This is a genomic window from Streptomyces sp. NRRL F-5650, from assembly GCF_000721365.1.
Taxonomy (GTDB): Bacteria; Actinomycetota; Actinomycetes; order Streptomycetales; family Streptomycetaceae; genus Streptomyces; species Streptomyces ardesiacus.
Map to the genome: position 1 here is coordinate 90,546 of NZ_JOGV01000014.1, position 25,420 is coordinate 115,965.

Sequence of the window (25,420 nt, forward strand, 5' to 3'; positions counted from 1 at the left end):
TTAGAACCTTTCCCAGACGGAGAGCTGCGGGGTGTGCCCCTCGGTCGCGGCGGGCGCGCCGGCCGAGTACTTCTCCCAGACGGACAGGGCGGGGGCCGGGGCCGGGCGGACCGCCGCGGTCGTGGCCGGCACGGGCGCCGGGGCGGCGGCGGGCGCGTCCGCCGCGGGCCCGGGCAGCGGACGGCGGTCGAGCAGCGGCGGGGAGAGCGGCTTGCGCCTCGGTACGGGCGCGTCGCCCGCGTCCCAGGCCGTGAGGATCACGGCCGCGTTCGCGCCGCCGTCGGCGAAGCAGTTGACCGCGGCGGTGGGCCGGGGCGCGGTCCACTCGGCCGTCTCCCGGGGCAGCCGGAACCCGGCGGCGGCCAGGTCGAAGTGTTCCGGCGGCTGCTGTCCGGACAGGAACGGCACCGTCTGCCGCCGGGACAGCATCAGCACGGCCTTGAGGAACGCCGCGATGCCCTCGGCGCACAGGGGGTGACCGATGCTGGGCTTGATCGAGCCGAGCGTGCAGGGCTCGGTCGCCGCCTCCCGGTACACGGCCTGCATCGCCTTGAGCTCCAGCAGGTCGGTCACGGTGGAGCCGGATCCGTTGGTCTCCACGTGGCCGATGTCGCCGCCGCGCAGCCCGCTGCGCCGCAGCGCCGTGCTCAGCACCTCCTTCTGCGCCTCGAAGCCCGGCGCGGTGGGTCCCGCCGTACGACCGCTGTTGTTGACGGCGATGCCCTTGAGCACCGCGTACACCTGGTCGCCGTCGGCCAGCGCCCGGTCCAGCCGCTTGAGCAGGACCAGGCCGCAGCCGTCGCCGAGCACGATGCCGGCGGAGCGCCGGTCGAAGACGTGGAAGGCGGGTTCGGGGCTGAGGAGGTTCCGGCTGCGCAGCCCCTCGTGGGCCTCGCCGCTGGTCAGCAGCGACACGGCGCCCACCACGGCGGCCTCGACCTCGTCGGTGAGCAGGGCCTGTACGGCCGTGTTCATGGCTGTCAGCGCGGAGGAGCAGGCGGTGTCGACCACCATGCTCGGGCCGCGCAGGTCCAGGAACTGGGAGAGGTTGGCGGCCAGGTAGTTCTGGCCGACCGCACGGATGGAGTACCGGGCGTCGTCCTCGGCGCGCAGTCGTCCGCGCGCGCCGACGTAGACGCCGACGGGCCGTCCGCGCAGTTCCTCCCGGGTGTAACCGGCGTGGCCGATCAGGGCGGCGCCCTCCTCCAGCAGGACGAGCGCCTGCCGGTCCATGACGGCGGCCTCCTCCGCGGGGATTCCGAAGAACCCGGTGTCGAACGAGGTGACCTCGGGCAGCAGCGCCGCGTGGTCCGTCGGCCGGCCTCCCCAGCGGTCGGGGTCGAGCGGGGCGATGGCGGTGCGGCCCTCGGCCAGCATCCGCCAGTACTCGTCCAGGTCGGCCGCCCCGGGGAAGCGGCCCGACATGCCGACGACCGCGATGTCCGTACCCGCGGCGCCGGTCTCGACCCGGGACGCGGCGCCGGACGGTGCGCGACGGCGTGAACGCCGGGCGCGCGCCGGGCGGGCCGGGCGGGCCGGGCTGTCCGCCGCGGGCACCACGCTGCCGCCGGACGGCACCCCGTCGGCGGGCGGCCGGGCCTGGGCCTGGGCCGCGACGACCGGGCCGAGTTCGGTGCCCCGGGTTTGGGTCAGCCATGCGGCGAACTCGTCGAACGTGGCGTACTCGTACAGGGCCGAGGGATCGATGGGCTCGGAGAGACTCTGGTTGATCGGCTGAAGGACCTGGGCCAGCAGGATCGAGTCGACGCCCAGTTCGTGGAACGCCTGGCCCTGGTCCAGTTCCTCGGCGGACATGCGCAGTTCCTCGGCGAACAGGTCCACGAGCCAGGCACGGACGACCGGGGTGAGCGCGTCGGTGTCGACCGGTTCGGCCGCCCCGCCCGGCTGAGCGGGCGCGGGAGTGGGAGTGGGTGACGGGGTGGACGCCGGGGTGGACGGCCGGGCGGGCGAAGCGGTGGGGAGCCGTCGGCCGAGCAGTGTCGCGGGCTGCCAGCGGTCCCGCTCCACCATGGCCGGGAGCACCACCGGAGCGGGCCGCTCCGCCAGGATCTCGTCCAGCATGCGCAGCCCCTCCGCGTCGGTGTGGCTGCCCAGCCCGGTGGCACGGTAGGCCGGCGTGGTCATCTCTCCGAAGCCGCTCTCGCGCCAGCTCGACCACTGCACGCTGACCACCGGCAGCGCTCGCGCGTGGGCCGCGGCGAAGAAGTCGAGATAGGCGTTGGCGCCCGCGTAGTCGCAGTTGGCCGCGCCCAGGGCCGGGACGGCCGAGGCGGTCGAGGAGAACAGCACCCAGAAACGCACCGGCTGGTCCGCCAGGGCCGCGTGCAGGGCGTCGAGCCCCGCCGCCTTGGGTTCGTAGACCCGGCGGATCGAGGCGAGGGGCTTGCGGATGAACGCCGGGTGCTCCGGGTCTCCGGCGCCGGCCGCGTGCAGGACGCCGCCGACGGGTCCCATGTCCCGGACCACCGCGGCCACGGCCTCGCGGACCGCGCCGGCGTCACCGAGCGGGGTGTCCAGGACCCGTACCCGGGCGCCGAGGTCCTCCAGCGCGCGGATGCCCGCGAGCTTGCGGCCGAGCGGACCGTCCTCGGCGACGAGGCGGTCCCAGTCCGCCCGGGGCGGCAGGGTCTCGCGTCCCGTCACGACCACCTGGCGCACCCCGTGCCGGCGCACCAGGTGCTCGGCACACAGCCGGCCCAGGCCGCGGGTGCCTCCGGTGACCCACAGGACGTGCCCGGCGGGGAAGGGCGTCACCTCGCGCGCCCGGCCGGCCACCGGCACCTCCCGCAGCTCCGGCAGGTGCCGCACCCCGGCGCGGTAGCAGACGGCAGGGTGGTCGTCGGCCGCGGCGTACTCGGTGCCGATCTGGGCGGCCAGGGCCTCGACACCCGTCACCGGGTCGCCGTCCGTGTCGACGTGCCGGGAGCGGAGGTGGCCGTACTCGGACTGCAGGGCGCGGTAGATGCCGGCCCGGGTCGCCCCCGCGAGGTTGACCGCCTCCCCGCCGACGGCCTCCAGGTTCCGGGTGACGCACAGGATCCGCATGTCGTCCCGGCGCCCCGCCTCGACGAACCGCTGGAGCAGGCCCAGCCACGCGTCGGAGGCCGGGGCCGTGCGCGAGCAGCCGGTGAGGTCGATCCAGCCGTCGCACTTCTCCCACACCGGGTCGGGCAGCTCGGCGGTCTCGTCCACGTCCCGCACCACCACCTCGTGCCGGGGCGGGAGGTGCCGGTCCAGGGCCCACGCCAGGTCCCGGGTGTCGGCCCCGGCGAGGACGACGACGCGGCGGCGCGGTCCGTCCTCGCCGCCCTGCGCGGCCTCCACGCCGGCGTCGGGGGCGGGCATCCACCGCTTGGTCAGGTACACCCGCTCCCGTACGGCGGTGTCCTCCTCCTCGTCCGGGGCGACGAGGACACCGCCCGCGCAGCACACGGCGTCGTCGGCGGTGACGGTGAAGGTGACGGCGGCGTCCTCGTCCTCGACGTCGAGCAGGACGTGCACGGTCGCCCCGGCCGCGGGCAGCGGGCCCTGCCAGGTCACCTCCGCCGGCTCCACGTCCTCCTCGGCCAGTTCCAGGCCCCGGGCGCAGGCCTCGCGCACCAGTGCCAGCAGCGCCTCCCGGTCCGGGGCGCGCTCGGGTACGGCGGTGAAGCGGACGACGTCGACGGTGGAGGTGTTGCGCAGCGCGTCCGGGGACGCCGGAGCGGTCCCCGCGCGCCGGGCACCGTCGGGGACGGGCAGCCAGTACCGGTCCCGCGCGAACGGATAGGTGGGCAGGGAGACCCGGCGCGGGGGGCCGTCCGGGTACCACAGCGTCCAGTCGACCTCCAGGCCGGCGACCCATGCCTGGGCGGCCCGGTCCGCCTCGCGGCGTGCCGCCCAGCCGCGCTGGAGTTCGCGGAAGCCGTCGTCGGTGAAAAGGCCGACGAGGTCGCGGTGGGTCTTCACCGAACCCCGGTGGACGCCGGGCGCGGAGGTGTCCCGGTCGACGAAGTCCTGGAGCCTCTGCGTCAGTTCGGCCAGGTCGCGCACGACGAAGGCGACCCGCTCGGTGAGGGCGACGCGGCCGGTCTGCAGGGTGTGGGCCAGTTCGGTCAGGGAGAACGGCGGCCGCGCCGCGTCCTCGCCGAACAGGGCGGTGACGGCCTCGACGCTGCCGGCCTCGATCAGCTCGGCGGTGGTGACGGTCCTCCCCCGCTCGGCGAGACGGTCACCGAGCTGGGCCAGGTGACGGGGTTCCACCCCCAGGTCGGCCCAGGAGGCCGCGGTGTCCACGGCGTCCGCCGTCACGCCGAGCCGCTCGGCGAGCGCGTCTCGGACCAGGTCCGCCACGCCGCCGGCCGGCCCGGGGCGCAGCCGGGTCAGCAGCAGCCGCGCGTACGCGGTGAGCCGCTCGCCGTCGCGGGCCGACAGGGGGACGACCGTGGGGCCGTCCGGTTCGGGTCCGCGGGGCGGCGCGGTGAACGACTCCAGGACGAGGTGGGCGCTGGATCCGGTGGCGCCGATGTTGCCGACCCCCGCGCGCAGCGGCAGCGGCCTCCCGTCGGCGTCGTGCCGGGGCCGCCATTCCTCCAGGGTGCGCTGGACGCGGAACGGCGTGCGTTCCAGTCCCAGGTGCGGGTTGGGCGGGTCGGCGTGCAGGGACGGCACGAGCGTGCGGTGGTGCAGTTGGAGCACGGTCTTGGTGAGCGCCGCGATGCCGGCGGCGCCCTCGGCGTGGCCCATGTTGGACTTCACGGAGCCGATGCCGCAGAAGTCGGTCTCCCGGGTCCACCTGCGGAAGGCGCGGGCGAGTCCCTCGACCTCGATGGGGTCGCCCAGGGAGGTGCCGGCCGCGTGGGCCTCGACGTAGCCGATGGTGCGCGGGTCGATACCGGCGTCGGCGATGGCGCGTGCCACGATCTCGCCCTGCCCGACGGGGCTGGGGACGGTGACGCCGCTGGTGGTGCCGCCGTGCCCGGCGGCGCTGCCGCGTATCACGGCGTAGACGTGGTCGCCGTCGCGCAGCGCGTCGGCGAGCGGCTTGAGGACGACGGCGCCGACGGCCTCCGCGGACACGTAGCCGTCGCCGCCCTCCCCGAAGGAGTGGCACAGGCCGTCGCTCGCGTGCATGTGGGCCATGCCGTAGGTGAGGTACTTGCCCGGGTGGAGCGAGAGGTTGACACCACCGGCGATGGCCACCCGGCTCTCGCGCAGGCGCACGCTCTGCACAGCCAGGTGGACCGCGCTCAGGGCGGACGAGCACACCGTGTCGAGCGTGATGCTGGGACCGTGGAAGCCGGAGAAGAACGAGACGCGGTTGGCGATCTGCCCCTGGTTGAGCACGAGCGGCACGCCGGCGCCCGCGGCCAGCGCATCGGCGCCGACCAGGAGGTAGTCGTGCTGCATGACGCCGGCGAAGACGCCCACCGGCCGCAGCCCGTCGGGGCCGACGGGCGGGCAGAGGGTGCGCGGGGTGTACCCGGCGTCCTCCACCGCCTGCCAGCAGGTCTCCAGGAAGAGCCGCTCCTGCGGGTCCATGCCTTCCGCCTCACGCGGTGAGATGCGGAAGAACCCGGCGTCGAACCGGTCGACGTCGTCGAGGAATCCGCCCCAGCGGGAGACGGAGCGGCCGCCGGGGCTGCGGACGTGCCCGACCTCGTCCTGCGACCAGCGTTCGGCGGGGACTTCGGTGACCGTGCTGCGGCCCTCGCGCAGGTTGCTCCAGAAGGTGTCGAGGTCGGGTGCGCCGGGATACCGCCCGGCCATGCCGACGATCGCGACCGGCTCCCCGGTGCCGCCCGCGCCGGTGTCCGCCGGGCGCCCGGCCGCGCCCGGCCGGGCGCCGTACGGGTGGAGGGGGTTCGCCGGCTCGTCCGGGGACGGCGGCGGAGCGGTCGGGGCGACGGCTGCGGGCCGGTGCGCGGTGGCGGCCGGCCGGCCGGCGTGGTCGCGGGCAGAAGGCGGCGCGAGGTCGCCGGGGGCGGCGGGCGCGGCGGCCGGTCCGGTCGCCGTACGGGGTGCGGAGCCCGCCGGGTCCAGCGGGCCGGGTCCGGTCCCGGGCGCGCCGAAGGCACGCGGGTGGGCGGTGGTCAGGTGGGCGGCCAGGTCCTGGATGGTGGCGTGCTCGAACGGCAGCGTGGGCGGCACGGGTTCGCCGACCGTCTCCTCGATGCGCTCGACGAGTTCGAGGACCTGGGCGGACTCCAGCCCCAGCTCGTAGTAGCCGATCCCGGTGTCGACGTCCTGCGGTGCCCGGCCGGTGCGCTCGGCCACCAGCCGGCGCAGGAACTCCTCCGCCGCCCGGGGCCGGGCCGCGGCGGGCGGGGCCGTCGCGCCCGGGCGGACGAGTTTGCTGGCCAGGCGGTCGATCCGGGCGACCTGCCGCCCCTCGTCGTCGTACAGGTCGACGGTCAGGAACACCAGCTCCCCGGCACGGCCCGCGGTGCTCTTGTCGACGCGGGCCGTGCAGCTTCCGCCGAGCGGGCGCACGGCCCGGAAGGACCGCACGTGGATCGGCAGGAACAGGCCGCCCTTCTCGGTGACCGCCGCCGCGAAGACCGGCCCCGCGGCGATCGCGCTGCCGTCCAGCAGGGCCGGATGGCACAGGAACCCGCCCGGGTCCGAGGACTCCCGCACGGCGACGGACGCGACCAGTTGACCGGCGTCCTCGCGGACCTCGCCGACCGCCCGGATGGGACCGGTGTGGCTGAGACCGTGCGCCGCGTGCTGGGCGTAGACCTCGTCCAGCGGCACCGCAGGGCCGGGCGGGGGCGCGGGCGCGACCCGGTCCGCGAACGCGGCCGGGCCGGTGCGGACGACGTCGGCGGTGGCGTACGGCCGGACACCGGTCCCCGCCGCGCCGGCGTCCTGGACGCGTACCTTCCAGCCGTCGCCGGCCGGTTCGCCGTGGAGGAGGACTTCGGTGGCGCCGCCGTCCGGCACGGTCAGCGGGCGCAGCACGGTCAGGTCCCGCAGCTCGAGTTCCGCCAGGCGGTGGCCGCGGGATTCCAGACAGCGCAGCAAGAGGTCCACGTAGGCCAGAGCGGGCAGCAGCAGCTCCCCGTTGACCCGGTGCCCCGACAGGGCGGGGTGGTCGGCGGACAGCACGACGCGCTCGTGCAGGGGGTGCTCACGCACGGACGTTCCTTCCACTGCGGACGGTTCGGCGCCGCGGACCGAACCGGTACGCGGCTCGGGGCGGGCGTAGGACCGCCGGTCGAAGACGGGCGGGGGCAGGGGGCGGCGCACGGTCCGGTCCGGGTCGTCCTCCGTGCGGCCCTCTACGACGACGTGGGCGTTGGTGCCGCCGTCGGCGAAGGAGCTGACGGCCACCACCGGGACCTCCTCGCCCCAGGGCCGCGCCGCGCGGTCCAGCCGGAAGGGGGAGCCGGCGAGGTCGAAGTGGTCGGGGGGCTGGTGGCCGGAGAGGAAGGGCACGGCCTCGCGGTGGTGGGCGATCAGTACCGCCTTGAGGAACGCGGCCATGCCCTCGGCGCACAGCGGGTGGCCGATGTTGGGCTTGACGGAGCCCAGGGCGCACGGCCGGTCGGAGTCCTCCCGGTACACGGAGGCGATCGCCTTCAGCTCCAGCAGGTCGGTCACGACCGAGCCGGAACCGTTGGCCTCGATGTAGCCGATGTCCTCGGGGCGCCTGCCGCTGCGGGCCAGGGCCTCACGCATCACCTCCCGCTGGGCGGCGATGTTCGGGGTGGCCGGACCGGCCGTCCTGCCGTCGTTGTTGACGGCGACGGCCTTGACGACGGCGAGCACCCGGTCCCCCTCGGCCAGCGCCCGGTCCAGCGGCTTGAGCAGGACCAGACCCGCTCCCTCGCCGAGCACGACGCCACCGGCCCGCCGGTCGAAGACGTGGAAGTCGGGCGTGTCGCGCAGCAGGCCGCGCTGTGCGAACACGCGGTGCGCGCGGTCGGTGCCGAGCAGGCTGACCGCACCGACGACGGCTGCCTCGATCCGCCCGGACCGCAGGGCCTGCGCCGCCATGTCCATCGCCACCAGGGCGGAGGAACAGGCGGTGTCGACGACGACGCTGGGGCCGCGCAGATCGAGGAACTGCGAGACGTTGGCGGCGAGGTAGTTCTGCCCGGCCGCCACGATCGGGTTGCGGGCGGCGAGCAGCCGGTCCTCGTCCGGCAGCCGCTGGGTGCGGCCGCCGATGTAGACGCCGATCGGACGGCCCTTCAGCTCGGCCGGGGTACGGCCGGCACGGTGGCACAGCTTGAGGGACTCCTCCAGCAGGAGGAGCGCCTGGGGGTCCATCGCGGCGGCGTCCTGCTCCGTCAGCAGGAACGGGTCCGGGTCGAACTCGCCGTACCCGTCGATCAGCCCGGCCAGGAAGCCGCTGTCGTAGCCCCAGCGCCCGGCAGGCACCGGCCCGATGGCCGAACGGCCCTCGCGCAGCAGGTCCCAGTACGCCTCGGGCCCGTCCGCCCCGGGGAACCGGCACGCCATCGCCACGACCGCGAGGTCGAGCGGGCCTTGCCCGTCCCCGGCCGCGGGGGCGGGGGCGGTCATCGCCGCTCCGGGGGCGGGGGCCGCGGGGACGGGAGCGGGGGCGGTCTTCACGGGGTGTTGTTCCCGGGCGGGTACGGCTGTCGGCTCGGCCGCGGCTGTCGGCTCGGCCTGGGCTGTCGGCTCGGCCGGGGTGCCGAACACGGTTGTCACCCGATCCGGGTGGCGCCGCGCCAGCCAGGTCACGAAGGCGCGCGGCGTGGAGTGTTCCAGCAGGGAGGACGGGTCGAGATCGACGTCCAGGTGCCGGCCGAGGGTGCTGAGCACCTGGGTCACCAGGATCGAGTCCATGCCGTAGTCCTCGATGGGCACGTCGGGCGCGATCCGGTCACGCTCGAAGCCGAGTTCCCCGGCCAGCAGGTCCCGCATCCACTCCAGCGCGGCGGCCTCCGCCTCCGCGGCGACCGGTCCGTCCTCGGACCCGGTGCGGGGGGACGTCGACGGGGCGGTGGCCGAAGGCGCGCCGGGGGCCGGGGCCGGCCCGGTGGCCTGCGCGGGCAGGCGGCGGTTCGTCAGCGTGTGGGGCCGCCAGGCCGCGGCGTCGGCCACGACCGCCGGGAGCACCACGGGGCCCAGGCCGCCCAGGAGCACCCGGTCGAGCACGGCGAGGCCCTGCTCGTCGGTGAGGGCGGCCATGCCGGAGCGGCCGAAGGCGTCGGTGCGTGCCTCGCCCATCCCGGTGTCGCGCCAGCTCGGCCACTGCACGCTGACCACCGGGAGGCCGTTGGCGGCGGTCCGGGCCAGCCAGTCGAGGTGCGCGTTGGCCATGGCGTAGTCGCTCTGGCCGGCGGCGAGTGCGGGCACCGCGGCGGCCACCGAGGAGAACAGGACGACGAACCGCAGGGGTTGTCCGGCCAGCTCCCGCAGCAGGGTACGGGCGCCGGAGACCTTCGGTTCCAGCACCTCGCGGACGACGTCGAGCGGCTTGCGGACGAACGCCGGGTGCTCGGTGTCGACGAGACCCGCGCAGTGCAGCACACCGCCGATCGGGCCGAGCCGGGTGCCGATCTCCCGCACCGCCTCGGCCACCGCCCGGGCGTCCGACAGCGGCAGGGCGCGGGTCTCCACCCGGACTCCCCGCTCGGTGAGGTCCAGCAGGGCCCGCACGGTCTCGCCGAGGCTGCCCGGCTCGTCGCGCAGCTCGGGCCACCGGTCCGGCGCGGGCAGCGGGCGCCGCCCGGTGAGGACGAGCTTGCGCACGCCGTGCGCGCGCGCCAGGTGACGGGCGGCGAGCAGGCCGATGCCGCGGGTGCCGCCGGTGACCAGGACCACCTGGTCGGCGGGGAAGGGCCGGGGTGCCGCCACGCCGCCCCGGTCCGGCCGCGCGACCGGGGTGAGCACCGGCCGCAGCCGGCCGCCGGAGCGGTGGGCGGTCTCGCCCTCCTCGTCGTCCGCCGCCAGTTCCGTCAGCAGGCTCCGGACGGCGGCGGCGTCGTCGGCGTCCGGGTCGAGGTCGACGTGCCGGGTACGGACGCGGGAGTACTCGCTCTGCAGCATCCGGTACAGGCCGGCCCGCAGCACGCCCGCGCCGGAGCCGGGCGTCGCCGGCTCCGGTTCCAGGCCCCGGGTGACCGCGAGCAGCAGGGGCCGGGTGGCTCCGGCGGCGGTGATCACCTGCTGGAGCCGGGGCAGCCAGTCCTCCAGGTCGTCGTCCCGGCCGGGGTCGCAGCCGGCGAGGTCGACCACCGCGTCGTGGGAACCCGCGTCGAAACCGGCCGGGTCGGCGGCGGTGACGACCCGGGCGCCGGGTACTTCGGCGCACAGCGCGCGGGCAAGGGCCGCCGTCCGATCGGTGGCCAGTACCGCGACCGAGCCGGGCAGGGGCCCCGCCGTCGCGGGGGCGGGCTGCCACTCCTTGGTGAGGAACACCGCCGCGCCGCCGGTGACGCCGGTGCCTTCGGTGACGCCGGTGCCTTCGGTGACGCCGGTGCCCGGCGCCGCGAGGCCGGTGTCCAGCCAGCAGCGCCGGCGCTCGAAGGGATAGCCGGGGAATTCGATCCGGACGGGCGGGGTGCCGTCGGCGGGGGCCCAGTCGACCGTGCCGCCGGCGGCCCAGTGGCCGGCGAGTTCGTCGGTGCCGGTGCCGGGGGCGCGCAGGGTCCGCCCGCCCCCGCGGGCCGCGGTGCCGGTCCAGACACCCGGCACCCGTTCCCCGGCCAGGTAGGCGTCGAGCCGGGCCACCAGGTCCTCAACGCCGGTGAACCGGACGGCGAGCCGCTGCGCCAGCGCCTCCCGGCCGGTCTGGGACGTCCAGGCGAGCGCGGCCGGATCGCTGTCGGCGCCCTCTTCGCGCAGGAACCGGGAGACGTTGGCGGCGTGTTCGCGCAGCCGGTCCTCGTCCCGGGCGGACAGCACGAACAGGGGCGCGACGTCCGCGGTCCCCGGCCGGGGGGTCGGCACGTATTCCTCCAGGATGAGATGGGCGTTGGTCCCGCCGGCTCCGAAGGCGCTCACGCCGGCGGCCCGCCGCAGCTCACGCCCCTGCGCGTCGACCGGGGCGGACCAGGGGGCGGCCGTGCGCTGCACCACGAACGGGGTGGACGAGAAGTCGATGTTGGGGTTGAGCCGCTCCGCGTGCAGGGACGGCACGAGGCGCCGGTGCCGAAGCTGGAGCAGCACCTTGGTGACGGCGGCGATGCCCGCCGCGGACTCGGCGTGGCCGATGTTGGACTTCACCGAACCGATCGAGACCGTACGGCCGGTCAGGTCGCGGTCGGCGAAGGCGCGTTCCAGTCCGCTGATCTCGACGGGATCGCCGAGCGCGGTGCCGGTGCCGTGCGCCTCGACGACGTTCACGGCGAGGGGATCGAGCCCCGCGGCGGCGGCCCGGGCGGTCGCCTCGGCGATGAGGTCGCCCTGGGCGCGCGGCGAGGGGACGCTGTACCCCTTGCCCGTTCCGCCGTGGTTGACGGCGGAGCCCTTGAGCACCGCGAGAACGCGGTCGCCGTCCCGCTCGGCGTCGGTCAGCCGCTTGAGCAGCACCGCGCCGGTGCCCTCGGCGGGCACGTATCCGTCGCCGCCCTCGCCGAAGCTGCGGCAGCGTCCGTCCGAGGACAGGAAGCCGCGCTGGCACAACTGCAGGTACTTCACCGGGTGGCTGGTGATGTTCACTCCCCCGGCGACGGCCACGTCGCAGTCCCCGCGCAGGATCGCCTGGCTCGCCAGGTGGATGGTGACGAGCGAGGACGAGCACATGGTGTCGAGGGCGACGCTGGGGCCGGTGAAGCCGAAGAAGTACGAGGCCCGGTTGGCGACCGACGCGTACGACGAGGACGTGGCCGCGCCGGTGCCCTCCAGGGCCCGGTCCACGTTGTAGAGCTGGTAGTGGCCGTACATCATGCCGACGAACAGGCCCGTGCGGGACCCGGCCAGGCTCTGGCGGGTGTGCCCGGCGTTCTCCAGCAGGTGCCAGACGGTCTCCAGGAAGACGCGCTCCTGGGGGTCGAGGTGGTCGGCCTCGGTCTTGGGCATCCGGAAGAAGAGCGGGTCGAACCGGTCCGCGTCGTGGAGGAACCCGCCCCACTTGGCGTAGGCCTTGCCGGGCGCCGAGCGGTCGGGGTCGTAGTAGCGGGAGTGGTCCCAGCGGTCGGCGGGGATCTCCTCGACGGCGTCGCGGCCCTCCAGCAGGTTCTGCCAGAACCGGTCGAGCGTCGGGGCCTGCGGATAGCGTCCGGCCACCCCGATGATCGCGACGTCGCCGACCGGGCCGGCCGGGCCGGCCGGTTCGGCGCCGCGTTCGGACGGAGCGGGGTCGGCCACCGCGGCGCGCACCCCGGCGGGGGCGGTGGGGCCGGCGGTGGAGGCGTGGACACGCGGGGCGGACGGGGCCGGAGCACCGGCTCCGGCGTCGGCAGGCGCGTCGGCGGGAGTGCGGTCGGGGCCGCTGCCGGCGGCCAGGGAGGCCGCCTGCTCCGGGTGGCGCCGCAGCAGGTGGCCGGCCAGTTCGCGGGCGGTCAGGTACTCGAAGAACAGCGTCTTCGGCAGTGGTCCGAACGTCTCCTCCAGACGCCCGGTCAGGCTCATCACGAGCAGCGAGTCGATGCCGTACCGCTCGAAGGACTCGACCGGGTCCACCTCGTCACGCGGCATGCGCAACTCCTCGGCGAGCAGCCCGACGAGGTAGTCCTCCACCTGCTCGCGCAGGTGCTCCTCGGAGACCGGGGCGCCTTCCCCCTCCGGCTTGTCCCGACGCGGGGCCTTCTCCGGTCGAGGCCGGTCACCGGCCGTCGCGGGGGCAGCGCCGCTCAGGGCCCCGAGCAGCGCGGCGGGGTCGGCGGGAGCGGGCAGCACCGACGGCTCCCCGGTGGCCAGGGCGCGCTCCCAGAAGCCGAGTGCCTCCGCCTCGCCGAGCGGAGCGACGCCCAGCTCGGCGCGCAGTTGCGCGACGGCCGCCTCGTCGGCCCGCATGCCTCCGTCCCGCCACAGCGGCCAGTCGACGGCCAGACTCCGCCCGGGACGCTCACCGCGCCCACGGGCCGCCTCGCGGGCAGCGACGAAGGAACCGAGGAACGCGTTGGCGTACGCGTAGTCGGCCTGTCCGGGGGCGCCGAGGGCGGCGGCGAGCGAGGAGAAGACCGTGAAGTGGCGCAGTGGCTCTTCGCGGGTCGCCTCGTCCAGCCACAGGGCGCCCAGCACCTTGGGCCGGACCACGGCGGCGCACTCCTCGTCCGTCTTGCGGAGCAGGAAGCCGTCGTTCAGGATCCCGGCCGCGTGCACCACACCCGTCACCGGGCCGAACCGGCGTCGCGCCTCGGCCACCACCGCGGCCACCGCCCGCCGGTCGGTCACGTCGGCACACAGGTGCACGATCCGGCCGGGAGCGACGTCCGCGAGGCCGTCCGCCGTGTCCTCGGCGAGCGGGGTGCGGCTGACCAGGACGACGGTGCCGCCGGTGCGCCGGGCGATCCGCCGGGCGACGAGACGCCCGACTCCCCCGGTGCCGCCGCTGACCAGGTGCACCCCTCCGGTGCCGAACGGTTCGGCGTCCGCCGGGTGGAGGGCGACGGGGCGCCAGCCGCGCACCTGGCGACCTTCGCCGCCCCGGCGGACCTGGACGTCGCCGCCGTCGGTCCGCAGTTCAGCGGCCACCGCGGCGGCCAGGTCCTGCCCCGGGGCGACGGCCAGGGTGGACAGCCGCAGTTCGGGGCTTTCCTGCCGGGCGGAGCGCGCGAAGGCGGCGGCCGCCGTGTCGAACGCGGCGGCGGGCGACGTCTCCTCGTGCGCGTACAGCAGCCGCAGTCGGCCGCGGTGTGCCGCCTGCCAGGCGCGGCACAGGGCGAGCGTCAGGCCGGGGCCGAGCGCGAGGGCGCGTTCGGGGTCGGTGGTGCGCGCGGCCACCTGGACCACGCGGGGCGTTCCGGAGCCGGCGAGCCCGTCGAGGGCGGCGACGACGGCCTCGGCGTCGGCGGACTCCAGGACGGCGACCTCGGTGTCGGGCTCGACGGCGAGGAGCGCCTGCCGCAGCGCGCCCGCGGCGCCGCCCTCGGGGTCGAGCAGGACGACGGGGCCGGTCGACGGCACCGCGGGCAGCGCCGGGCTCGGGGCCGGCACCCAGCCGGGCACGAGGGCGGCGTCCACCCCGGCGGCGCCCTCCACCGCGTCGGCGGTGTCCGGGTCCGGGGGCGTCGCGCCGGGCACGGGGCGCAGCGTGAACCGTTCGATGCGGGCGAGGACCCGACCGGTGTCGTCGGTGACGCGGATGTCGAAGGCGGCCGCCGGGCCCGCCTTGGTGACGTGCACGTACCGGGCCCGGGCGAGGTCGCCGAGCAGCTCCACCGCGCCGAGGGAGAACGGCAGGTGGGGCACCCCGCCGGTGGCCGCGGCGAAGACTCCGGTGGTCTGCAGCGCGGCGTCGAGGGCGGCCGGGTGGAAGCGGTACGCGGCCCGCTCCTCCGCGGGGTCGGGCAGCCGAACGGTCGCGAGCGCCTCGTCGGCCGAGTGGGCGACGGATTCCAGCACCCGCAGGGCGGGGCCGTAGGCGAAGCCGTGCTCGGCGAAGCGGGCGTAGCACTCCTCGCTGTCGCGGGTGCGGGCGCAGCGGGCCGCGATGGCCGCGGGGTCGATCCGCTCGGGTTCGCCCACGGCCCCGCCGAACCGGAGCCGGCCGCTGCCGTGCGCGGTCCGCCCGCCGTCCTCGCCGGCCCCTGCCAGCCGGTAGCCGACGCTCCCGTCCGGCTCCTCCCCGGCCGGGCCGAGCAGCAGCCGTACGGTGCGGCTCTCGCCCCGCGGTACCTCGACGGGCGTCGCCCAGACGATGTCCTCCACGCGGGTCACCCGGCTGCCGTCTCCCGCGGCCAGTTCCGCGGCGAGGCGGGCCATCTCCAGTTGGCACACCCCCGGCAGGACCGGCACCCCCCTGACGACGTGGTCGCGCAGGAGGGACTCGTCCCCGGTGAACCGCTTGTCGAAGGCGGGCCCGGCGAAGGTCGAGACGTTGGTGTCCAGCAGGACCGGGTGCAGCTTGCCGGTGGCCGGCGCCGCGGCGGGCGGCCGGCCGGGCGCCACCCAGTGCCGGGCGGGCTCGAAGGCGTATCCCGGCAGGCCGACGCGGCGCGGGCGCCAACCGCCGGCGTCGAGTGCGGGCCAGTCGACGTCGGTCCCGTCCGTCCAGGCGCGGGCGAGGTCCGTGGCGCCGCCGTGGTGCCGGGACGCCGGCGGTGTGTGTCCGGCGGCCGCCGCGTCGAGACCGGCGAGCAGTTCGTCGCGGTCCGCCGCCACGACCGCGAGACGCCGGTCGAACGCGGTGCGGCCGTGCTGCAGGGTGTGTGCGACGTCCCCGAGGTCCACGTCCCCGGCCCGCAGGAACCGGGCCAGTCGGGCGGCGGCCTCGGCCAGGGCCCGGTCGGTGCGGGCCGACAGGGGGAAGACGAGCGGGCCTGCCGGGCGGGACGCCCGGTGCGGCCGGGCCGGGGCCTCCTCCAGGACGGCGTGGGCGTTGGCGCCGCCGAAGCCGAAGCTGCTGACCCCGGCCACCCGGGGGCGGGGCGTGCCGTCGGCGTCGCACGGCGCGGGCCAGGGCCGGGTGCGGTCGGTGACCTCGAAGGGGGTGCCGGAGAAGTCGATGTACGGGTTGGGCTCCTCGTAGTGGAGGTGGGTGGGCAGCGTCCGGTGGCGCAGCGCCAGCAGGGTCTTGAGCACGCCGGCGACACCGGCGGCGCCCTCCAGGTGGCCGATGGCGGTCTTGACCGAGCCGAGCCCGCACGTGGGCCGTTCGGGCAGGTCGCGGCCCGCCTCGCGGTACAGCCGCTGGAAGGCCTCCTTCAGGCCCTCGACCTCGATGGGGTCACCGAGTGCGGTGCCCGTGCCGTGCGCCTCGACGTACCCGACGTCGGCCGGGTCCGTACCCGCCTCGCGGTGGGCACGGTGGACGAGGTCCGCCTGGGCGGCGGGGCTGGGTGAGGTGAGCGAGGTGGTGCGACCGCCGTGCCCGGTGACCACGGACTTGATCACCCCGTGGATCGGGTCGTCGTCGCGTACCGCCGCCTCGCGCGGTTTGAGCAGCAGCACGCCCACGCCCTCGCCGCGCACGTAGCCGTTGGCGCGGCTGTCGAAGGCCTTGCAGCGCCCGTCCTCGCTGAGCATCTCGCCGCGGCTGAGGGCCTCGTACAGCGAGGGGGCGAGGATGAGGCTGACCCCGCCGGCCAGGGCGAGTTCGCACTGGCCGGTGCGGAGCGCGGTCACGGCCTGTTCCAGTGCCGTCAGGGAGCTGGAGCACGCCGTGTCCACGGCCACGCTGGGGCCCCTCAGGTCCAGCAGGTAGGAGACGCGGTTGGGGACGACGGACACGGCCGAGCCGGTGACCGTGTGGCCCTCGACACCGCGTCCGGCGAGCCGCTGCACCTCCGGGTAGTCGGAGTTGGTGACGCCCAGGAACACGCCCACGCGGCGGCCCGCGAGGTCGCCGGGGCGGTGGCCGGCGTTCTCCACGGCGTGCCAGACGGTCTGGAGCACCAGGCGTTGCTGCGGGTCCATCAGTTCGGCCTCGCGGGGGGAGATCCCGAAGAAGGCCGCGTCGAAGTGGTCGACGTCGGGCACGAAGCCGCCCCACCGGGACCGGGACCCCTGGCCGTGGTCGCGCCAGTTCCAGCGCGCGGCGGGGATCTCCGTCACCAGGTCGCGGCCCGCCACCAGGTGGTCCCAGAAGGTCTCCAGGTCCGGGGAGGACGGCAGCCTTCCGGCCATGCCGATGACCGCCACGTCCCCGGTCGCGGCCCCCGGCTCGCCGGTCCGTGGTGCCGGCTGTCCGGACGGCTGCCGCGACCCGCTCGCGGCCGCCGTGCCGACCCGTTCGGGGTGGCGGGCCCGCAGGTGTGCGAGAAGGGCGTCCAGGGTGGTGAACCGGTAGAACAGGGTGGGTTCGGCCTCGATGCCGAGCCGCTCGGCGAGCCGGACGGCGAGTGTCGTGAACGTCACCGAGTTCAGGCCGAGTTCGCCGAGCGGCGTGGTGCCGGGGACCTGGTCCGGCGCGAGGCCGGCCAGCTCGCCGATCGCCGTGGCCAGGTCGTGGCGGAGCCGGGCGACGGACGGCGCGGGGTCGGCGCCGGCGGACGGCCCCGGGCGGGCGTTCCGGTGGTGCGGCCCGTCGGGGTAGGGCCCGTCGGGGTAGGGCCCGTCGGGGCGGGGCTCGTCAGGGCGGGGTCCGGCGGCGTCCGACGGGTTCGGCCCGTACGCCGGGCCCGCCGTCGCGTCGCCGTGCCGCTCGCGGAGTGTGTCGAGGTCCTCCCCGGCCAGCGCGGTGCGGTCCACCTTGCCGTTCAGGGTGCGGGGCAGGGAGCGCAGCGCGACGAGCACGTCGGGGATCATGTAGGCGGGCAGCCACTCGCCCAGCTCCTGCCGCGTCGGCACGGCGGCACCGGGACGACCGTCGTCGAGGACGCAGAATCCCCGCAGGGCGGTGTTGCCCGGGGACGGTTCACGGGCGACCACCACCGCCTCGCGGACGCCGGGCGCGCGCCGGAGGACCGCCTCGATCTCCTCCAGTTCGACGCGGAACCCGCGCAGCTTGATCTGGGAGTCCATGCGGCCCAGGTACTCGACGCGCCCGTCCGGCAGCCGCCGGACCAGGTCACCGGTGCGGTAGAGCCGGGGCGAGGGCGCGCCGGGCACCGGGTTGGGCACGAAGCGCTCCCGGGTCAGTCCGGGCCTGCCCAGATAGCCGCGGGCCAGACCGTCACCGCCGATGTACAGCTCGCCCGGCACGCCCGCCGGCAGCGGGGCGCCCCGCTCGTCGAGCACGTAGAACTGGGTGTTGGCGATGGGACGGCCGATGGTGACCCGGTCCTCGGGGGTGAGCCGGGCGGCCGAGGACCAGATGGTCGTCTCGGTCGGTCCGAAGAGGTTCCACAGCTCCTTGGTGCGCACGGCCAGGTCGCGGGCGGTCTCGGCGTCGAGCGCCTCCCCGCCGCACAGCGCCTTCAGTGCGGTGGAGCCGGGCCAGCCCGCGGCGAGCAGCATCCGCCAGGTGGCGGGGGTGGCCTGCATCACGGTGGGCCGGGCGGCCTCCACGGCCCTGCGCAGCCGTACGCCGTCCCGGGTGTCCTCGGCGGGCAGGAGTTCGAGGCTGCCGCCGGTGACGAGCGGCAGGTACAGCTCCAGGCCCGCGATGTCGAAGCACACGGTGGTCAGGGCGAGCAGGCGGTCCTCGGGGCCGAAGCCCGGCTCGCGCGCCATGGACGTGAGGAAGTTGACCAGCGCCCGGTGGCCGACCTCGACCCCCTTCGGCGTGCCGGTCGAGCCGGAGGTGTAGATGACGTAGGCGGTGTCGTCCGGTTGGGCGGCGGGGCCCTCGCCGGCCGGGGCGGCGGAGGCGATCGCCGCGGCGTCCTCGTCCAGCAGGACGGTGCGCACGGAACCCGGGGGGACGAGACCGGCCGTGGTGGCGTCGGCGAGGAGCAGGTGCAGCCCGGCGTCCTCGGCCATGTGGGCGAGCCGGCCGGGCGGGTAGGTGGGGTCGAGCGGCACGTAGGCGCCGCCGGCGCGCAGCACGGCGAGGAGCGCGACGACGAGGTCCGCGGAGCGTTCCAGCAGCACGCCGACCGTGCGGCCCCGGGCGACGCCGAGCCCGCTCAGGTACCCGGCGAGCCGGTCGACGCGTGCGGCCAGCGCCCCGTAGGTGAGGGCCTGTCCGCGGTGCACGACGGCCACCGACTCGGGGTGCCGGACGGCCTGTTCGGCGAAGAGTTCGGGCAGGGTCCGCTCGCGCGGGTAGTCGCGGCCGGTCGCGTTCCACTCGCCGTGCAGCCGCCGCAGCTCCTCGTCGTCGAGCAGGTGCGCCTCGGCGAGCGGGCGGCCCGGGTCGGCGAGCAGCCGGTCCAGGAGGCGCTCGTAGTCGTCGGCCACGCGTCGCACGGTGCTCTCGTCGAACAGGTCCGGGTTGTACTTGACGGTGTAGCGGGCCCCGTGGCTCTCCTCGACGACCTCCAGGGTGAGGTCGAACTCCCCCTCCTGGTGGACGCCGTCCACCGGGCCCCGCACCAGACCGGTCTCCTGGCGGTCCCGCTCCAGCCAGTTCTGGAAGTAGAACGCGGCCTGGAAGGCGGGGCCCAGGGAGCCGCGGCCGGCCTCGCGCAGGGCCTCGGCGACGTCGATCAGGGGCAGGGCGGCGTGCTCGACCGCTTCGGTCACGGTGCGGTGGACCTGGGCGAGCAGGGTCCGGAAGCCGGCCTCGGGTTCGATGTCGTGCACCAGCACGACCATGTTCATGAAGTAGCCGACCACGTCGTCGTAGCGCGTGCCGGGACGACCGCTCGTGGGCGTTCCGACGAGGATGCGCCGTTGCGATCCGTAGCGGTGGAGCAGGGTGGCGTACGCGCCGACGAGTACACCGAACAGGGTCGTGCGCTCCTGCCGGGCGAGCGCGCGGGCCGCCTGGACGGCCGCCTCGGAAAGGCGCCCCTCGACGCTGGCGCCGCGGTAGCTCGGCACCGCGGGGCGGGGTCGGTCCAACGGCAGTTGCAGTACGGGCAGTTCGCCGTCCAGGCGGTCCAGCCAGTAGGCACGCAGGCGTCGGCCCTCGGGGCCGTCGAGCAGAGCGCGCTGTTCGGCGGTGAAGTCGGCGTAGGTGGTGGCGGGGCGGTCCGCCGGCGGCCGCTCGCCCGCGGCGGCGCGCCGGTAGGCGTCTTCGAGTCCGCGCAGGAACACGCCGATGGAGACGCCGTCGAAGACGATGTGGTGGAAGACGACGAGCAGCGCCCGGCGGCCGTCGTCGAGGCTGAACAGGGTGGCCCGCATCAGGGGCCCGCGGCGCAGGTCGAAGGGCCGCGCGGCCTCGGCGCGCAGCCGCTCGCGCACGGTCTCGTCCGCACTCGCGCGCAGGTAGCGGTGGCTGAAGTCGAGTTCCTGCCAGGGTGCGACGGACTGCACCGGCTCGCCGTCCCGGATGTCGAACACGGAGCGGAGCTGGTCGTGCCGGTCCAGGAGAGTCTGCAGGGCGGTGCGGAGCGCGGTGACGTCGACGTCGGGGGCGAGCCAGGACGCCAGTGGCACGTTGTACGCGCAGCCGTCCCCGCTGAGCTGTTCGATCGCCCACAGGGCGTGCTGGCCGCGGGACAACGGCTGTTCGACCGGCGCGCCGGGTTCGGCCGGCGGCTCGGGCGGCGGGGCGGCGACCGGGACGGGTCCGGCCGCCGCGGGGGCCTGGGCGGCGGCCGGCGCCGTCACCGTGGTGTGCGGTGCCGGTGGTCCGGCGGGGCGCTCGGCGGCGGCCGTGGGCACGGTGAGGATCCCCGCGCCGTGGAAGTGCGCGGCGGCCTCACGCAGCGTGGGGTTCTCGTAGAAGTCGTTGAGGTCGACCTTGACGCCGAACTCCTCGGCGATGCCGGCGACGATGTCCATGCCGGTGAGCGAGTCGAACCCGTAGTCCTGGAGCGGGCGGTCGGGGTGGACCGGCTCGGACAGCTTCAGGGCGCGCGCGGTGATGTCCAGCAGCCGGGCAAGGAGCGCCTCGGCGGGGTCGGCGGCTTCGGCGCCGGTTCCGGCGGCCCCGGTCGCGGCCGTCCCGTTCGCGGCCGTCCCGTTCGCGGCCGTCCCGTTCGCGGCCGTCCCGGCCCCGGCGCCGTGCGCGGCGGTGCGTGCCGGGCCGGTCCGGGTGGTCTCTTCCTCCCCGGCGGCGTCCGCGGTGCTGCGCCCGACGACCACGGTCTGGCCGAGGTCGGTGCCGTCCGAGGCGGTGCCGCCGGTCGCGGTGGCGTCCTCGAAGCCCTCCTCCCGCAGCAGCCGCAGCCAGGTTCCGGGCTCCGCCAGCGGCGAGTCGGGGATGCGCAGCCCGGGGTCGGTGCACAGCCACCAGCCGTCCAGCACGCCGCCGCCGACGGTGTTGCTGCTGCGCAGCGTCGTCAGCTCGTTGAGCACGAGGCGGCCGCCGGGCGCGAGCAGGGTCCGGGCCTTGCGGAGGGTGGCCCTCAGGTCACTGGTCGCGTGCACCACGTTGGTGGCGACGACCACGTCGAAGCTGCCCGGTTCGAACCCCTGCCCCCGGATGTCCTTCTCCAGGTCGAGGACGCGGAAGCGCAGACTGGGGTGGGCCGCCGCCAGTTGCTTGCGGCCGTGGTCCAGGAAGCGCGCGGAGATGTCGGTGAACCAGTATTCGGCCCGGTCGCCGTACGGCGCGAGGACCGGCAGGACCCGCTCGGAGGTGGCGCCGGTGCCCGCACCCAGTTCGAGGACGCGCACGGGGGCGGTCCCGGGCAGCGCGTCCAGGTGGTCCCGGACCGCGTCGGCGACGCGGTCGTTGAAGGAGTCGGTCAGGGGGTTGCCCTTGTAGAAGTCCTGGACCAGGGACATGGAGGCGTCCGGGAACATGATCTCGGTGGCCCGCACGTCTCCCCGCAGGATCTCCGGGTAGCGCTCCATGCACAGTCGGGTGAGCGTCACCGTGGGTGCCAGGTCGGGGTGGTCCGCGGCCAGTGCGTCGAAGGCCCCGCGCAGCGCCCCCGGTGCGGTGGGCGCGGCTTCGGCGGCCGCCGTGGTGCAGACGGTCCCGCCCTCGTCGGCGAGGTGGCCGGCCCGGACCAGGATGTTGAGCAGGGCGCCGAGCTGGCGGCCGAACTTGCCGAGGACGCCGAGCTGGCGGGCGAGGGCGTCCGTGCGGTGGGCCTCTCCCTGCCGCCGGAAGACCCCCATGCGCTGGAAGGCGCCGAGGAGTGCCGTCTCGCTGAGGGCGTCCAGCCGCCGGTGGGCGGCCACCACCCGGTCGATGTCCGCGTCACCGCGGACGGCACCCCCGGCGCCGGGGGTGCCGCCGTCGGCCGGTACGCCGTCCAGGCCCAGCGCGGCCAGTCCCCGGGCGTTCGCGCGGATGGGCATGACCTGCGGGTGCGGGCCCGCGATCACCCGTTCCACGGCGTCGAGACCGGCGGCGACACCGAACGGCTCGACGCCCAGTTCGGCGAACATCCGGCGCAGTCCGGGCCGGTCGCCGGACCCTATCTCGCCCCAGTAGCCCCAGTTCACCGCACGAACGGGGTACGGCCGCCGCTGGGCCAGCCAGTGCGCCCAGGCGTCCTGGAAGGCGGTCGCCGTCGTGTAGGTGCCGTTTCCGGCGGCGCCCGCGAAGGCGCCCATGGAGGAGAACAGCACCAGGAAGTCCAGCGGCCGTTCGCCCAGGGTCTCGGCGAGCACGACGCTGCCCTCGATCTTGGCGGCCGGTCCGGCGCGGAACTCGTCCTCGGTCAGCCGGGCCAGCGGGCGGGTGTCGAAGGTCATGGCGGAGTGGACGACACCGTGCAGGGCGCCGAACCGCCGTTCGGCCTCGTCCAGGGCGCGCCGCACGTCCGCGGCCGAGGCGACGTCCCCGGCCACGTGCAGGACCTCGCCCCCGAGCGCCCTGATCCGTTCCATGGCCGCACGCTGCGCGTCGCCGGGCACGGTACGGCTCAGCCACACCAGTCGGGCCCGGTGGGCGGCGGCCAGGTGCTCGCTGAGGGCGAGGCCGACGCCCCCGGTGCCGCCGACGATCAGGTACACGCCCCGTTCCCGGTAGACGGGGCGGTCCGCGGCCGCGGGGCCCGGAGCGCCCTGGGAGACGGGGACGAACCGGCGCACGTGGCGCTTCGTGCCCCTCAGGACCACGAGCGTGCCGGAGGGGTCGGGCCGTTCGGCGACCACCGCGGCGGCGGTGCGGGACAGCTCCTCCGGTCCGGACGGGTCCGCGTCCTCGATGTCGGCGCAGACCGCCTTCAGACCGGGCAGTTCCCTCGTCAGGACCTGGGTGAGCCCGTGCAGGGTGGCGCCGTGGGGGCTGCCGCCGCTGCCGACGGGCACACGGTGCACGCCTGCGGTGACCACGGTGAGGGCCCGGGGGCCGCGCGAGCCGACGTGCGGGCGGGTGAGCTGGAACAGCGGGGCCAGGCCGAGGCGGTGGTTGTCCTCCAGGGTGGCGGCCCCGGCGCCGGCCAGGTGGTAGACGTGGTCGGCCGCCGCGACGGCGGCGGTCCAGTCCCCGGCCGCGGGCTCGTCGATCAGTACGGTCCGCACGGACCCTTCGGGGTGCAGCCGTGCCACGGCCGAGGCGAGCCGCTCCGTGCGGCGGCCGGCCAGGACGAGGACGTGCCGCGCCGCGTCCGCGGTGCCGTTGTGGGCGGGGCGCGGGGCGGGCACCCACTGCGGCCGGTAGTACTCCATGCCGGCGCCGTCGACCGCCGGTGCGTCCGCCGTCGGGCGGTCGTCGCCGTCCGTCGCGCCGGCCGGTGTCGCCCGCCCGTTCCCGTGCGGCTCGCCCGCCGGGCGGGCCGGCAGCTCGGGCAGCCAGTAGCGGTCGCGGGCGAAGGGGTAGGTGGGCAGGGAGACGCAGCGGGCGCTGCCCGGTTCGCGAAGCCGTGACCAGTCCACGCGGGCGCCGGCGACCCACAGGGCGGCCAGTGTCTCCAGGTCGCGTTCGGCCGAGGCCCGTTCCAGCCGGGCGCGGTCGTCCTCGCCGGGGCCGCGGCGGTCGGTGAGGAAGCCGTGGTGCACACCCGGGTCCGTCGGGTCGCGGTGGTCCTGCGCGAACGCGGTGAGCCGCGCGTGCAGGGTGTCCAGGTCCGCCGCCGTGAAGGCGAGCCGGGCGTCCATGTGCTGCCGGCCCACCTGGAGGGTGTGGGCGACGTCGGCGAGCAGGAGGGTCTCGCCGGGGACGGTGTCCTCCGGGGCCGGCGCGATGCGGCGGGTCAGTTCGCGCAGGCTCACCGCGGTCAGGTCGGAGGCGGTCACGGCGGTGGCGAACTCGTCGTTCAGCGCCCGGGCGAGCGCGGCCTGTTCGGCCGATCCGAAGCCGAAGTCGCGCAGGTCCGAGTCGGCGTCGAGATCCTCGGGGGCCACGCCGAGCACGGCGGCGGCGATCCGGACGCAGTCCGCCAGGCGGTCCGTGTCCCGCTCCGGCGCCGGGTCCGTCCGGCGGGCGTCCGCCACGAACCGGGCCAGGCGCCGGGCCTGTTCCCTCAGCCGCTCCTCGGTGCGGGCCGACAGGACCACCAGTTCGGGTCCCGGTGCCGGGACCCGGGTCTCCTCGCGGCCCAGGTACTCCTCCACGACGACGTGGGCGTTGGCGCCGCCCCCGCCGAAGGAGCTGACTCCGGCGCGGCGGGGCAGCGGTCCGTTCGGTCCCTCGCCGGCCGGGCGGGGCCACGGGGCGAGCTTCTGCTGCACGGTGAACGGGGTCGCGGCGAAGTCGATCTCCGGATTGGGTTCCGCGGAGTGCAGCGACGGCGCGATCTGCCCGTGCCGCAGTTGCAGCAGCACCTTGGTCAGCCCGGCGACACCGGCGGCGGACTCCAGGTGGCCCACGTTGGACTTGACCGAACCGACGGCCACGGTCCGGTCGGTGGCGCCGGGCACGGCGAGGGCCTCGTGCAGGCCGGCGATCTCGATGGGGTCCCCCAGCGGCGTGCCGGTCCCGTGCGCCTCGACGTAGGAGACCGTGGCCGGATCCACGCCGCCGCGCCGCAGAGCCGCCCGGATCACCGCCGCCTGCGCGGTCGGGCTCGGCACGGTGTAACCGACGGTCTTGCCGCCCGCGTTGACGGCGGTGCCGCGGATGACGCCGTAGATCCGGTCGCCGTCGGCCTCGGCACGGGAGAGCGGTTTGAGCAGCAGCGCGCCGCTTCCCTCGCCCGCGACGAAGCCGTCCGCCCCGGCCCCGAAGCTCTTGGTGCGGTCGTCGTGGGCCACCATGGTCCGGCGCGAGTACAGCGCCAGGTGCTTGGGGTGCAGGATCAGGTTGACGCCGCCGGCGACCGCGGCCTCGCACTCGCCCCGGCGCAGGCTCTCGCACGCCAGGTGGACCGCGGTCAGGGAGGCCGAGCAGGCGGTGTCCACGGCGAGGCTGGGACCGGTCAGGTCGAGGACGTAGGACACCCGGTTGGCCAGCGACCAGTGGTCGGAGTGCGCGTCGGTCCGCACGCCGAGGGCGTGCGCCTCGCCGCCCATCCACTCGTAGTTGCTGTTCATCAGGCCGACGAAGACGCCGACGGGGCTGTTGGGGCCGAGCCGCTGCGGCGGGTAGCCGGCGTCCTCCAGGGTCTCCCAGGCGGTCTGCAGGAACAGACGTTCCTGGGGGTCCATGTTCTCGGCGACGGTCGGCGAGATCTGGAAGAACAGCGGGTCGAACTTGTCGACGTCGCTGAGGAACCCGCCCCACTTGGTGTAGCTCTTCGCCGGGTCGTCGCCGTCGGGACCGTAGTGGGCGGCCACGTCCCAGCGGTCGCCGGGGACCTCGGTGACGCAGTGCCGGCCGTCGCGCAGGTTGGCCCAGAACTCGTCGGGGTTGTCGGCGAGCGGGTAGCGGCAGGCCATGCCGATCACGGCGATGCCCTCGTCGCCGCGGTCCGCCGTGCCGCCCGGCGCCTTGGCCGCGGAGGCCTTCTGCAGGAGGCTGAGCAGCAGCGTGCGCTTGTTGTCCATGTGCCCTTCCGTGTGT

The 25,420-nt window shown here is 75.9% G+C and carries 1 protein-coding gene; it reads right to left on the bottom strand.

What is annotated here, in order from left to right; all coding sequences use genetic code 11:
* Positions 1-25,404 (bottom strand): non-ribosomal peptide synthetase, encoded by a 25,404-nt coding sequence (locus IG88_RS43385; RefSeq protein WP_051851923.1) that lies wholly within the window; start codon positions 25,402-25,404, stop codon positions 1-3.
* Between the last annotated feature and the right edge of the window lie 16 nt (positions 25,405-25,420).